We start from the raw sequence: 13,561 nt of genomic DNA on the forward strand, positions 1-13,561 counted from the left end.
CGAGGTCCGATCATGACCAACCCCTTCGACGACCAGGACGGCACCTTCCGCGTGCTCGTCAACGAGGCCGGCCAGCACTCGCTGTGGCCCGAGTTCGCCGACGTGCCCCGCGGCTGGGTCGCCGTGTTCGGCCCGGCGACCCGCGCCGAGAGCCTCGACTACGTCGCCGAGCACTGGCAGGACATCACGCCGGTGGTCGAGCGCGACCGCGTCGCTTCGTGATCTCCATCCGGGGCATCCGCAAGCGGTTCGGCGACCACCAGGCGCTTGACGGCGTCGAGCTCGAGGTGCCGGCCGGCACCGTGCAGGGGCTGCTCGGCCCGAACGGCGCCGGCAAGACCACCACCGTGCGCGTGCTCACGACCCTCCTCGTGCCCGACTCCGGCGAGGCCGTCGTGGCGGGCCACTCGGCGATCACCGACGGTCACGCGGTGCGCCGCAACCTCGGCGTCTCCGGGCAGTACGCGGCGGTCGACGAGAAGCTCACCGGCTTCGAGAACCTCACCATGGTGGGGGAGCTGTACGGCATGCGCCGACGCGAGGCCAAGGCCCGCGCGCGCGAACTGCTGCGCGACTTCCGCCTCGACGACGTGGCCGACGGCAAGCGCGCCGGCGCCTACTCCGGCGGCATGCGCCGACGCCTCGACCTCGCCGGCGCGATCGTCGCGCGCCCGCCCGTGGTCATCCTCGACGAGCCGACCACCGGTCTCGACCCGCGCGGCCGCCGCGACACCTGGGATGCGATCGAGTCCCTCGCCTCCGGCGGCACCACCGTGCTGCTCACGACCCAATACCTCGAGGAGGCGGACCAGCTGGCCGACTCCATCGCCGTCATCGACGCCGGGCGCATCATCGCCGAGGGCACGGCGTCGCAGCTCAAGGCGCAGGCCGGAGGAGGCCGCATCGACATCGTGCTCGGCGCCGACGCCGACCTCGACGACGCCCGCGTCGCCATCCGCTCGGTCGGGCACGACGTCCACATCGACGAGCGCTCGCGCCGGCTCACCAGCCCCGCCCATGACGGCGAGGATGCGCTGCTGGCCGTGCTGCAGGCGCTGCGCGGCGCCCGGGTGCCCGTCGCGGAGGCCGCCCTGCGCCAGCCCACGCTCGACGAGGTCTTCCTGCAGCTCACGGGCGCTCCCGCCGAGACGGAGCCCGCGCTCGAGGAGGTGCCCGCATGAGCCTCGTCGGAGCGCTCCGCGACGGCGGCATCGTCGCGCGCCGCAACATCACCGGCGTGCGCCGCACCCCGGGCGCCCTCGTCACCGGCGTGGCCCAGCCCATCATCTTCGTGCTCATCCTCGCCTTCGTCTTCGGCGGGGCGCTCGGTGGCGACGACTACCGGCAGTTCCTGATCGGCGGCATCCTCGCCCAGACGCTCACCTTCAACTCGTCGTTCACCGCCGTCTACCTGGCGAAGGACCTGCAGACCGGCCTCATCGACCGCTTCCGGGCGCTGCCGATGTCGCGGGTGGGCGTCATCCTCGGGCGCACGACCTCCGACCTGCTCACGAGCGTCATCTCCATCGTCGTGATCATCGCCTGCGGGCTGCTGATCGGCTGGCGGATCGACGCCGGCATCGGTCAGGTCGTCGTCACCTTCCTGCTGCTGCTGCTCTACGCCTTCGCGATCTCGTGGATCGGCGCCTTCATCGCCATGACTGCCCGCAGCGTGGAGGTGGCGCAGAGCCTCGGCCTGCTGTGGCTGTTCCCGGTGTGCTTCATCTCGGGCGCCTTCGTCTCGGCCGACATGCTGCCCGGGCCGCTGCGCGCGATCGCGGAGTGGAACCCCGTCACGGCGGTGGCCACGGCCGTGCGCCAAGGCTTTGGCAACGCGCCGCCCTCGGGCTTCGCGGCCGCCGGCGGCTGGCCCGCCGAGAACGCGCTGCTCTACGCGACGCTCTGCTGCGTCGCCATCATCGCGATCTTCGCTCCGATCGCCGTCGCGCAGTACCGCCGGATCAGCAAGCGGTGATCGACCTGCTGTCGGCCCCCGTCGACGCGGTGCTCGCGGCGGGGGAGCGGATGGCGGGCGGCGACGCCCGCAAGCTCGTCGCCCCCGCGGACCTCGCCGCCGCGGAGGAGCGCGTGCGCGAGGAGGACCGCAGGCGCACGCTCGCGGGCCGGCTCGCCCTGCGCCTGCTCGCTGGCCGACGGATCTGCGAGCGCCCGGCGGCGCTGACCGTCGACCGCTCCTGCGACCGGTGCGGCGCACCGCACGGCCGACCGCGCCTGGCGGGGCTCTCCGCCTCGACGTCGACCTCCGGTGATCGCGTGCTCGTCGCCGTCGGCCCGCCGGATGCGGAGCTCGGCGTCGACGTGCAGGTCGTGCCGGAGCGTCTCTGGGACGGATTCGACGAGTACGCGCTGCACCCGTCCGAGCGCCGCGCGGGCCTCGACGCGGCGGAGCGCATCCGCCTCTGGGCCGAGAAGGAGGCGGTGCTGAAGGCCGCGGGCCACGGTCTGCGCGCAGCCCCGAGCCGGCTGCGGCTCGGGGGCGGCGAACCGTGGCGCGCCGTCGCCGAGACCGCGATCCCGGGCACCGCGCACCTGCGCTGCACCGTCGTCGAGCGCACGGCGTCGTCCTGGGCGGTGCTCGCCTCGGCGCGCGAGCTGCCCCTGCGCCGGTGGAGCATCGACCCCGGTGGCGAGGGCCTCGTCGCGGAGCCGGTCGGCGCGCTCGCCTGAGAGACCTCGGGCAATCCGCTGCACCCGCGGACCATGCGAACGCACGGACGCCGTCCGCCCGAGACCATGGGTGGCGCACCGACACGCGACCCCCGACCGAGACGAGCCGCATGCCGACCTCAGGCCCCCGCACCCTTCACGAGCAGCCGAACGGACGGGGTGGTGCCGCGTGAGGATCTCGGACACGGGCGACCGCTGGTGGAAGACCGCGGTGTTCTACAACCTCGACGTGAAGACGTTCCTCGACTGGAACGGCGACGGCATCGGCGACTTCGAGGGGCTCGCGAACCGCCTCGACTACCTCGCCGACCTCGGGGTCACCTGCCTCTGGCTGGCGCCGTTCTACCCGTCGCCGCGTGAGGACAACGGCTACGACATCAGCGACTACTACGGCGTGCACCCGGACTACGGGCACCTCGGCGACTTCGTGGAGTTCGTGCGCACGGCCAAGGACCGCGGTATGCGCATCATCGTCGACCTGGTCGTCAACCACACCTCCGACCAGCACCCCTGGTTCACCGCGTCGCGGGAGGACCCGTCGGGGGAGTACGGCGAGTTCTACCGCTGGGCCGACGAGCGCCCCGACGACGCCACCGCGAACATGTTTCCCGACGTCGAGGACGGCGTCTGGTCCGAGGACGAGGTCTCCGGCCGCTTCTACCGGCACACCTTCTACCGGCAGCAGCCCGACCTGAACACCGACGCCGAGCGGGTGCGCGAGGAGATCGAGAAGGTGATGGGCTTCTGGCTGCAGGTCGGCGCCGACGGGTTCCGGGTCGACGCGGTGCCGTACCTGATCGAGAGCGAGCAGGGCCGCGAGCACGACTTCCTGCGCAGCCTGCGCGGTGCGCTCACCCGCCGTCGGGGCTCGGCCATGATGCTCGGCGAGGTCAATCTGCCCTACGACGAGCAGCTCGAGTTCTTCGGCGGCGAGGACGGCGACGAGTTGACCATGCAGTTCGACTTCGTCGGCAACCAGGCGCTGTGGCTCTCGATGGCCCGGCAGAACGCCGGTCCGCTCCGCGAGGCGCTGCTCGCCCGCCCCGAGCTCGCGACCGGCAACCAGTGGGGCAACTTCGTGCGCAACCACGACGAGCTGACGCTCGACCAGCTGACCGAGGCGGAGCGGTACGAGGTCTTCGACGCCTTCGCTCCCGAGGCGTCGCAGCGCATCCATGATCGGGGCATCGTGCGCCGCGCGCCCGGCATGCTCGAGAGCGACCCGCGCCGGCTGCGGATGCTCTACAGCCTCGCGTACTCGCTGCCCGGCGCCCCGGTGCTCTACTACGGCGAGGAGATCGGCCTCATCGAGAACGGCGCGATCCCGGGTCGCAGCGCGGTGCGCACGCCCATGCAGTGGACGGATGGGGAGCACGGAGGCTTCGCGCCCGCCGGCACGCCGGAGATCGTGGCGGAGCAGCCCGGCGAGGGCGCCGCGCCCGCGCAGATCAACGTCTCGGCCCAGCTGCGCGACGAGGACTCGCTGCTGGCGTTCCAGCGCCGCCTCATCGCCGCCTACCGGTCGTCGCCGGAGATCGGATGGGGTGAGCTGACCGTGCTCGACGCAGGCCACGACTGCGTGCTCGCGCACCGGCTGCGCCTGGACGGCGCCGACTTCCTCGCCGTGCACAACCTCGCGGCCCACGGTCGCAGTGTGGAGCTCGCGCTGGACGGCCTGGCCGACGAGACCGCGGTGGTCTCGCTGCTCGACCCCGCCAGTCGCTCGGAGCTCGACGGCGGCAACCTGTCGCTCGAGCTCGACGGGTACAGCGGGCTCTGGCTGCGACTCGTCCCGCAGGGTTCACGGCGATTGCACTGACCCTCGGCAGGGCGTGAGCCCTGCCGAGGCTGGACGACACCTGCCAGCGATGCGTCGGTCGCGAACCGATGCATTCGAATGGGCATGCACCGCCGAGGCGGGCGGTGCGGAACACGGAGCAGCACATGGCCGCGAGGCGAGCGTCGGAGGCGGAGCGGCAGCTCACGGCCCGGATGGCACGAGGGGATCGGGACGCGTTCGCGAGCGTCTTCGATGAGCACGTCGACGAACTGCGCTCGTTCGCGCGCGACCTGGGTCCGTCGCGGATCGACGCGGTGCTGCACGAGGCGTTCCTCGCGCTCTGGCGGCAGGCGCCGCGCCTCGACCCGTCCGTGCCCATCCGCGATCAGCTGCTCGCGCTCGTCCTGCTGCACGGCCGCCCGGAGCCCATCGCCGCCTGAGGCCGACCCCAGCGGTCGCGCCGCGGAGGGGGGACGGTTCCGGCGGCGCGACCCGGCCGCGAGGGGACTGCTCGGGTGCGGCCGACTGCCTCATCCCTGTGGCAGCAGCAGCACGTTACGCCCGTAACGCGCGAACCGGAACAGGCTGCGGCGAAGTCGCGGCGAGCTCGCGGCGCCTCGGCTGCCGAGGCGTCTCAGCCCCCGGCGACCCCCGTGAACGAGAACCGGAACTCGAGGCGTCCGCTGCGCGGCAGCCGGAACTCCGGCAGCGGACGGGCGCCCCACGAGTCGTCGCCCGCCACGCCGCGGCGCTGCAGCGCCGGGCGCAGGACCGTGCGCTGGATCGGCGGCAGCTCGTTGGGGTGCTGCGCATTCTCGATCTCGTACGGGGTCCACGGCAGGGCCGAGAACTCCATCCGCTGCTCCGCGTCGAAGCGCAGGCCGAAGCCGTGCGCATCCGTCACGGTCGCCCAGCGGACCCCGGTCCGGCTGCCCGACTCCTGCGGCCTGAGGTAGGGCGGCAGCGCCGTGCGCACGTCCTGCTCGAACACGTCGACGCGCGCGCCGAGCCGGCGGTCAACGGCCGTCTCGTCCGGCCCCTCGCCGTACCAGCGCAGCAGGTGCGCGTCGGCGCTCGTGGCGAGCTGCAGGCCGAACTCGGGCAGCTCGGGCAGCCCGGGCGGCAGGTCCATCGACACGGTCACCGCGACGCGGCCGTCACCGGTCACCCGGTAGTCGACGTCGCAGACCGCGCGCGGGCTCGTCGGCAGCTCGTAGCGGTAGCCGACCGTCACCGCCTCGTCGTCGTGTGACACCGACGCGGTGCGCAGCTGCGTGCCCACCGGCCGCGCGTAGCGGCTGGCGAGCAGCCACTGGCCGTCGTCGAAGGGGCCGCCCCAGCCGCGCTCGTTCGAGGTCGGCGCATGCCAGAAGCTGGGCTTCGGCATCGCCGTGAGCAGCTCGCGCCCGCCGAAGCGGTAGGAGAGCAGACCGCCGTGGAGGCGCGAAAACAGCGCGCCGAAGTGCTCGCCGTGCACGCCGACGTTGTGCGCGCCCTCGACGAGCCGGGGGCGCTGCCCGCGCCGCACCGGGCGGGGACGCGAGCCGCTCACCACACCCTGTCCGCGGGCGACGATGTGCCCCGCCTCGGCCCAGCGCGTGGCCTCGCGCAGCCGCAGCTCGACGTCGACCGTCACCTCGCCGGCGTCCCGCGGCACCGCGAAGGGCAGCGGATGCACGGCCGAGGTGCCGGGCGGCACGTGCGTCTCGAGCACGGCCGAGCGCAGCAGCTCGCCCTCCCGGCGCAGTGCGACGACCGTCTCGTAGGCGCTCGAGGCGGTGGTGAGGGAACGGTTCTCGATGCTCACCGCATCCGAGCCGACCTCGATGCGGAAGGGCTGGTAGAGGAAGGCGACCTCCTGCAGGGCCGGCTTCGGCGTGCGGTCGGCGAAGACGATGCCGTTGCCGCTGAAGTCGCCGTCGTGCGGCGCCTCGCCGAAGTCGCCGCCGTAGCCCAGGAAGGTGCGGCCGTGACGGTCGACCTGCTCGAGCGCCTGGTCGGCGAAGTCCCAGATGAAGCCGCCCTGGAAGAGCGGGTCGCGATCGGCGAGGTCGAGGTAGCGGTCGACCCCGCCGAAGGAGTTGCCCATCGAGTGCGCGTACTCGCACAGGATGAAGGGCTTGTCGCGGTGCTCGCGCAGGTACGCCTCGACCTCGGCGGCCGGGGTGTACATCTGGCTGACGACGTCCGTGGTCTCGGGGAAGCGCGGGTCCCAGTGCACGCCCTCGTAGTGCACCGGCCGGTCGTCGACGCCGCGGAACCAGTCGGCGAGGTCGCGCAGCAGCGAGCCGCCGTACGACTCGTTGCCGAGCGACCACATGACCACGCTCGGATGGTTCTTGTCGCGCTCGAACAGGCTCGCCGCGCGATCCTGCAGGGCCGCGCGCCAGCGCTCGTCGTCGCCGGGCAGCGCCTCCTCGACGGGCGCGTCCAGGTAGCGGATGCGATCCCACCGCCCGTGCGTCTCGAGATTCATCTCGTCGACGACGAGGAAGCCGTACTCGTCGGCGAGCTCGTAGAAGAAGGAGTTGTTCGGGTAGTGGCTGGTGCGGATCGCGTTGACGCCCGCGCGCTTGAGCAGCTGCAGGTCCTGCTCCGTCTGCTCGCGCGTCATGACCCGGCCGTTCAGCCCGAACTCGTGCCGGTTGACGCCGAGGAACACGATGCGCTGCCCGTTGAGCTGGAGCACGCCCTCCTCGATCGCGAAGCGGCGGATGCCCACCGGCTGCGCGATCACCTCGGTCTGCGCGCCGGACTCATCGAACGCGCGGATGGTGAGGGCGTACAGGTGCGGGTCCTCGGGACTCCACGGGCGCGGATCGGCGACGCGGATGCGGAAGCGACCCTGCGCATCCGCCGTCAGCTCGCCGACCCCCTCGAGCGCGACCGACGCGTGCCCTGCCCCGTAGAGCTGCAGGTCGACGACCACCTCGGCGCCGTCCTCGCCGAGGGTGGCGGTGACGCGCAGGTCCTCGACGTGCACGGCGGGACGGCGCAGCAGCACGACGTCGCGGAACAGGCCCGAGAAGCGGAACATGTCCTGGTCCTCGAGCCACGATCCGCTGCTGAAGGTGAAGACCTGCGCGGCCAGACGGTTGCCGCCCGGCTGCAGCGCCTCGGTGAGGTCGAACTCGCTCGGCGTGAAGCTGTCGGTGGCGTAGCCGAGGTACCGGCCGTTCAGCCACACCGCGAGCGCGCTCTCCGCGCCACGGAACTCCACGCTCATCCGCTCGCCCTCGTCCAGCGGCCGGTCGAGCTCGAAGGTCGTGACGTAGGAGGCGACGGGGTTGGCGAGCTGCGGCACCTGGCCGGGCTCGATCGACTCGTGCCCGTCCCAGGGGTACTGGATGTTGACGTACTGCGGGGTGCCGTGCCCGTGCAGCTGCAGGTGGCCCGGCACCGGGATGGTGCCCCATCCGCTCACGTCGAAGCCGGGCTGCTCGAAGCCGGGCACGACGGATGCGGGATTCGGCGCCACCTGCACCCGCCAGAGACCGTTCAGCGACTGCTCGAAGCCGCTGACCCCGGCGGCCCGCTCCGCGTCGTCGCGGAACCACCGGTGATCCGATCGTGCCGCACGGCGGTGCTGGGCGACGAAGCCGGGGTCGGGGACACGGGTCGCGTCGAACTCCGACTCGATCACGCCGGCCAGCTCCTGCTCGATCCGGCCAGCGGCTTCGATGCTCACTTGATCGCTCCGGTGATGCCCTCGGCGAAGGTGCGCTGCAGGATCAGGAAGATGACCATCGTGGGCAGCGACGCGAGCAGCACGGCGAGCATGAGCACCCCGTAGTCGGTCACGTAACCGGCGGCCAGGTTCGAGATGAGCATCGGCATCGTCTGGAAGGCGTTGTTGACGAGGATCACCTTCGGCCAGAGGAAGTTGTTCCAGGCCGTCATGAAGGTGATGACGGCGGCCGCGGCCATCGTCGAGCGCATCGAGGGCAGGTAGATCCTCGCGAAGATGCCCACCTCCGAGACGCCGTCGATGCGCGCGGCCTCGATGATCTCGTAGGGGAAGGAGCGCGAGGCCTGTCGGAACAGCAGGATGAGGAACGGCGTGGAGATCGCGGGGATGATGACCGCCGCCAGCGAGTTGACGAGGCCGACCTCGGCGAAGAGCCGGAACAGCGGCACCATCGTCGCCGCGAACGGGATCATGATCGCGAGGAGCAGGATCGCCATGACGAAGTCCTTGCCCCTCGAGTGGAAGATCTCGAAGGCGTAGCCCGCGATCGAGCACACGACGAGTGCGAGCACGGTCGTGCCGACCGCCACGGAGAACGAGTTCCACATGGCCGAGCCCAGGTCCTGCACGCCGATGAGCTTCGCGAAGTTCTCGAAGAGCTGGTCGCCGGGCAGCAGGCGGGAGTCGAGCACGTCGCGGCTCGAGTTGGTGGCCGAGACGGCCATGAAGTAGAGGGGAAGATCGAGAAGATCGCGAAGACCGAGAGGAAGACGTACCTGGGGGCTGCGCGGAGGGTCCTAATCACGCTTGTCACCGACCTTGAGCTGGATGAACGCGAGGATCGCGACGAGGATGAGGATCACGTACGACAGCGCGGACGCGTACCCGAAATTGGGGTTCTTGAGGAACGAGACCTCGAAGAGGTAGTGCGACATCGACATGGTCTGGTAGGCGGGACCGCCTCGCGTGAGCGCCCAGGACTCGTCGAAGAGCTGCAGGGTGCCGTTGGTCGACATGATCGCCGTGAGCAGGATCATCGGCTTCAGCTGCGGCACCGTGACGAACCAGAACGTCTTGAACGCGTTCGCGCCGTCGACCTTGGCCGCTTCGATCGTGGAGTGGTCGATGTTCTGCAGGGCCGCCAGGTAGAAGACCATGTTGTAGCCGGTCCAGCGCCAGAGCAGGCCGAGGATGATGACGAAGCGCGCGGTCGTGGGGTCGCCGAGCCAGTTGATCGGCGCGTCGATGAGGCTCAGGCCGAGCAGCAGGTCGTTCACGAAGCCGTCATTGGCGAAGATCGTGCGGAAGACGAGCGAGTAGGCCACGAGCGAGACGGCGCAGGGCAGGAAGATGGCGGTGCGCCAGAAGCTCTTGAACTTGAGGTTCTTGGAGTTGAGCACGCTCGCGAGCACGAGCGCGACGATGAGCATGATCGGCACCTGGATGAGCAGGTAGATGAACGTGTTCTGCAGCGTGAGCTTGAAGATCTCGTCCTCGAACAGGCGGGTGTAGTTGCTCCAGAGCGGTTCGGCGAAGGTGAAGTTCGCACCGCGTCCGGTCTGCAGCGACAGGATGAACGCCTGGGCCATCGGGATGAAGCTCATCACGAGGATGAGCAGCGCGGCGGGCATCAGGAACGCCCAGCCGGTGAGGCTGCGGCGGCGGGCTCCGGAGAGCCACGGGCGGTTCGAGGGGTGCGGTTGCCCCGCGGCGGGGCTGCCCGGCGAGCGGTGCGCTCGCGAGGCGGTGCTGTGGTCGTCACGTCGATCTCGCAATCAAGAGCAGTGGAGTGGGACGGGGAGCCGTGCCGGGGAGGGGTTCCCTCCCCGGCACGGCGGTGGATCACTCCATCGCGAACTCGACGTTGGCCTGGGCCTCGCCGAGCGCGGTCTTCAGGTCGGCGCCGCCGATGATCTGCGTGATCGCCGCGCTCACCGCGTCACGACCCTCGTAGTAGTACGCGCCCGTGTTGTTGCTGGGCACCTCCGCGCCGAAGCGCACGACGTCGGCGAAGATCGGCTGACCGCCGAAGAACTCGTTCGGCTCGGCGTAGACCGAGGACCCGCCGGCCGGGATCCAGTTCGCGACCGCGCCCGACGTCGGCAGGATCGTGTCGTAGAGCTCGGTCGAACCGGCGAAGGTCGTGGCGAGGAAGTCGGTGGCGAGGTCGACGTTGGCGTTCGAGCTCACGACCCACGACGAGCCGCCGTTCGCCGAGAACTGGGTGGCGCCGTCGATGCCTTCGGCGCGCGGCAGGTTGGTGGCCGCCCACTTGCCGGCCTGGTCCTCGGCGCCCTGGATCGAGCCGACGATCCAGATGCCGTTGATCGTGCCGGCGACGGAGCCGTTCACGAAGGTGCCCAGGTACTCGTCCCACGAGTTGACCTCGACGAAGACGCCGGAGTCGACGAGCCGCGTGTAGATGTCGATGGCCTCGTCGAGCGCCGGGTTGTCGTCGATCGTGGGGTTGCCCTCATCGTCGAACAGGCTGGCACCCGCGCTCTGCAGGATCATCATGACGGTGTCCGCGGCGCCGGCCTGACCGGAGAGCAGCGGCATGCCGGTCTTGGCCAGCACGTCCTCCGCCTGGGTGATGAACTGGTCCCAGGTGATGTCGGTGAAGTCGTCGATCGTGTAGCCGGCCTCCTCGAGCACGTCGGTGCGCAGAGCCTGGATGGCGGTGCCGTTGTCGAAGGGCACGCCGTAGTTCACTCCGTCGACGGTCGAGTACGCGGTGACGGCCTCGGGGAACTGGCTGAAGTCGACCGCGTCGGTGTCGATCTCGCTGAACAGGTCGGGGTAGTTGACGCCGTTCTTCTGGAAGGCGTTGTTCTGCATCAGGAAGATGTCGGGCAGCTCGCCGAACTGCTGCGACTGCGCCAGCGTGGTGAGCTTGGGCTCCAGGTCCTCCCACGGGGTCTCGACGATCTCGAGCTCGAAGTCGGGGTGATCCTCCTGGTAGACCTTCTCGGCCTCCTCGAGGGCGTTGATGTTGAAGGTCGGGTCCCAGGCCCACGCCGTGAGCGTGTTCTCGTCGCCGCCGGCGCCGCCACCGCCACCGCCGCCCCCGGCGGAGCAGGCGCCGAGCGCGAGGGTGAGGGGGAGCGCGACGGCCACGGCCATCGTGACCTTCTTGCTGAATGCGTGCATGGTCATCCTTTTCTGTGTGCACTGCTGCGTGGTGCTGCGCTGCGAGCTGCGTCGCTCGCGGCGCGACGGTCGCCCGGTCGGCTGGCCGGGCGGTGGGGTCGAGGGGTCGCCGATCGTCGCGGCGGCACGGCTCCGTCGCAGCGGATGCGGTGGTCGCCGTCGATGCGGCAGCGGCGTCGTGACGCCGGTCGTGCGGATCGCGCCGCGAGCGGCGCGCGTCGCCGCGCGGAGCGGCGGGAGGGGGATCAGCCGGTCGCGAGGACCTCGGGGGTGATCACCGGGGAGTGGTTCGCGGGCTGGTGCGGGGCTGCTCGCAGGGGAGCGGGCCGGGTTCCATACATGCAGGTCCTCCGTCGTTGCAGGATGCTGGTACAGCGCTGTACCAGCAGAAGATAACCCAGACCCGCGGTGAGGGCAAGGGGTTTTCCCAGCTTCATCGGATGCCGGTCGCGAGCCGCTGCACGGGCTGGTCGCGGGCGGCTTCGTGGGTTGGCCGCGGGCCGCTTCACGGGCTGATCGCGGGCCGCTTCGTGGGTCGGCTCGTGGTGCTTCGCGGGGCGCTTGCGGAAGCTCACGGGCACGCGCCTCGTCGCTCGACGGGCTGCTGTCGATCCGTCTCGCAGGCTGACCGTGGGCTGTTTCGTAGGCCGCTTCGTGGCCGGGTTTCGAGCTGCTTCGCGGAGCGTTCGGGGAGCCTCGCGGGCACGCGCCTCGTCGCTTCGCGGGCTGCTGTCGATCCGCTTCGCGGGCTCGCTTCGGGGCGGTTCGAGGGGACGTCTCACGCAGCTCCACGGGCTGGTCCCGTGCGCGTCGATGCTCTCATCCGCCGCGATGCCGGGCGCACCGCGACCGCGTGCCCGAGCTGGTGTCCCGGGCCTAGCGCGTGGTACCGCGCGCGACGAGCTGCGTTCGCGCGAACGCCTTGCCCACCGGCAGCGAGGGGTGCTCGACGCGGCGCAGCAGGTGCTCGAGCGCCGTGCGGGCGATCCAGGCGATGCGCGAGTCCATCGTCGTGAGCGGCGGGGTGAGGTAGGCGGACTCCTCGATGTTGTCGAAACCGATCACCTGCACGTCGTCGGGCACACGCAGACCCTCCTCCCGCAGCGCCGAGATCGCCCCGATCGCGAGGCCGTCGTTCAGGCAGACCATGCCGTCGAAGGGCACGCCCGAGGCGATCGCAGCGCGTGCGGCGCGCGACCCCGATCCGATGGTCCAATCGTGACCGGTGATGCCCACCAGCCGCGGATCGAGCGGTCGGTCGGCGGCTCGCAGCGCCTCCTGCACGCCGCGGAGGCGCAACTCGGCGTTCCCCTCGGATGCTTGCGCGATCGCGTGCTCGTCGAAGGCGTCGCGGGCGCCGACGACCGCGATCGAGGTGCTCCCTCGGGCGAGCAGGTACTCGGTGGCGGTGCGCGCGTCGGTCACGTCGTCGGTGGTCACCAGCTCGGCGCGACCGTAGGTGCTGCGCGTGCCCAGGCAGACGAGTGGGAAATCGACGTCGAAGTCGCGCTCCTCGAGCCGCTCGAACTCGGGCAGGGTGATCACCAGGCCGTCGGCGAGCTGCGGATCGTAGCGGCGCAGGAACGCACGGCAGCCGCCTGCGCCGTCGTCGGGGTACGTGAGGATCGTCGTCGTGAGGCCGAGCCCGCGCGCCGTCTCGACGAAGGCCTCGGCGAGCTCGGCGAGGTAGGCGGCCTTCAGCGTCGGCACCGCGAACGCGATCGTCCCGGTCCGGCCGGTCGTGAGGTTGCGGGCGGCCATGTTGGGCCGATAGCCCAGCTCGTCGATCACGGCGAGCACCCGCTCGCGCGTCCTGGTGGCCATGCGCCCGGTGCCGTTGACCGCGTTGGAGGCGGTCTTTGCCGACACGCCGGCCTGCAGCGCGACCTCCTCCAGGGTCACGATCCGGCGCTGTCGCGGCATGCCATTCCTCACTCGGTCCGGCCCGGGCCAGGGCCTGCTCCGACGTTAGCGCCTCGGCGCGCAGCCTCGCCGCGGCCTCGTGGCGCGGCGCGGCCGCCGCCGCCGCTCGTCGCCACGGCCCCCGCTCGTCGCCACGGCCCCCGCTGCCGCTGCCCCCGCTGCCGCTGCCCCCGCTGCCGCTCCCCGCCGCCGCTCCCCGCCGCTGCTCGCCGCCGCCGTGTCTCAGCACCGGAGCGACGACTCAGGGCTGTGGAGCGTGCTGACTTGTCGCTTCGAGGGTGAGTCGTCGAGAAGGTGCGTGCGGCGCGGCACTGCTCGGCCCCGCGCGGTTC

General features: G+C 71.2%; 11 protein-coding genes. 6 read left to right on the forward strand and 5 right to left on the reverse strand.

Features of this window, described 5'->3' with window-relative positions; translation table 11 throughout:
• The first annotated feature begins 12 nt into the window (after positions 1–12).
• The 6 genes from QQK26_RS02130 to QQK26_RS02155 all read left to right on the forward strand — a co-directional run bounded on the left by QQK26_RS02130 (position 13) and on the right by QQK26_RS02155 (position 4,908).
• A complete protein-coding gene (locus tag QQK26_RS02130) occupies positions 13–222 on the forward strand; it encodes an MbtH family protein (protein ID WP_284229558.1) in 210 nt (69 codons plus the stop codon).
• Positions 219–1,181 (forward strand): ATP-binding cassette domain-containing protein, encoded by a 963-nt coding sequence (locus QQK26_RS02135; protein ID WP_284229585.1) that lies wholly within the window; start codon positions 219–221, stop codon positions 1,179–1,181. Before QQK26_RS02130 ends, QQK26_RS02135 begins: the two co-directional genes overlap by 4 nt.
• On the forward strand, positions 1,178–1,975 hold the full coding sequence (locus QQK26_RS02140; protein ID WP_284229588.1) for an ABC transporter permease: 798 nt from the start codon (positions 1,178–1,180) through the stop codon (positions 1,973–1,975). The genes QQK26_RS02135 and QQK26_RS02140 overlap by 4 nt, the downstream gene beginning before the upstream one ends.
• On the forward strand, positions 1,972–2,688 hold the full coding sequence (locus tag QQK26_RS02145) for a 4'-phosphopantetheinyl transferase family protein (protein ID WP_284229590.1): 717 nt from the start codon (positions 1,972–1,974) through the stop codon (positions 2,686–2,688). The genes QQK26_RS02140 and QQK26_RS02145 overlap by 4 nt, the downstream gene beginning before the upstream one ends.
• Before the next feature lie 169 nt (positions 2,689–2,857).
• Complete coding sequence (locus QQK26_RS02150; protein WP_284229592.1) at positions 2,858–4,507, forward strand: alpha-amylase family protein; 1,650 nt, start codon at positions 2,858–2,860, stop codon at positions 4,505–4,507.
• Between the two features lie 125 nt (positions 4,508–4,632).
• Positions 4,633–4,908, forward strand: a complete 276-nt coding sequence (locus QQK26_RS02155; RefSeq protein WP_284229593.1) for an RNA polymerase sigma factor — start codon at positions 4,633–4,635, stop codon at positions 4,906–4,908.
• Positions 4,909–5,102: 194 nt separating this feature from the next.
• Here the strand turns inward: QQK26_RS02155 and lacZ are convergent, their stop codons facing one another.
• The 5 genes from lacZ to QQK26_RS02180 form a co-directional block, all read right to left on the reverse strand.
• Positions 5,103–8,156 carry a beta-galactosidase, LacZ type gene (gene lacZ / locus QQK26_RS02160; RefSeq protein ID WP_284229594.1) on the reverse strand — a complete coding sequence of 1,018 codons (3,054 nt, stop codon included), beginning with the start codon at positions 8,154–8,156 and terminating at the stop codon, positions 5,103–5,105.
• A complete protein-coding gene (locus QQK26_RS02165) occupies positions 8,153–8,881 on the reverse strand; it encodes a carbohydrate ABC transporter permease (RefSeq protein WP_284229596.1) in 729 nt (242 codons plus the stop codon). The genes lacZ and QQK26_RS02165 overlap by 4 nt, the downstream gene beginning before the upstream one ends.
• 72 nt (positions 8,882–8,953) lie before the next feature.
• The gene (locus tag QQK26_RS02170) at positions 8,954–9,787 is read right to left on the reverse strand and encodes a carbohydrate ABC transporter permease (RefSeq protein ID WP_284229598.1); all 834 of its coding nucleotides are present in this window, start codon (positions 9,785–9,787) and stop codon (positions 8,954–8,956) included.
• 211 nt (positions 9,788–9,998) lie between these two features.
• The gene (locus tag QQK26_RS02175) at positions 9,999–11,306 is read right to left on the reverse strand and encodes an ABC transporter substrate-binding protein (protein ID WP_284229601.1); all 1,308 of its coding nucleotides are present in this window, start codon (positions 11,304–11,306) and stop codon (positions 9,999–10,001) included.
• Positions 11,307–12,182: 876 nt separating this feature from the next.
• Complete coding sequence (locus QQK26_RS02180; RefSeq protein ID WP_284229603.1) at positions 12,183–13,229, reverse strand: LacI family DNA-binding transcriptional regulator; 1,047 nt, start codon at positions 13,227–13,229, stop codon at positions 12,183–12,185.
• Positions 13,230–13,561: the final 332 nt, after the last annotated feature.

It is taken from the genome of Arenivirga flava, from assembly GCF_030161575.1.
In the GTDB taxonomy this organism is placed as follows: Bacteria; Actinomycetota; Actinomycetes; order Actinomycetales; family Microbacteriaceae; genus Arenivirga; species Arenivirga flava.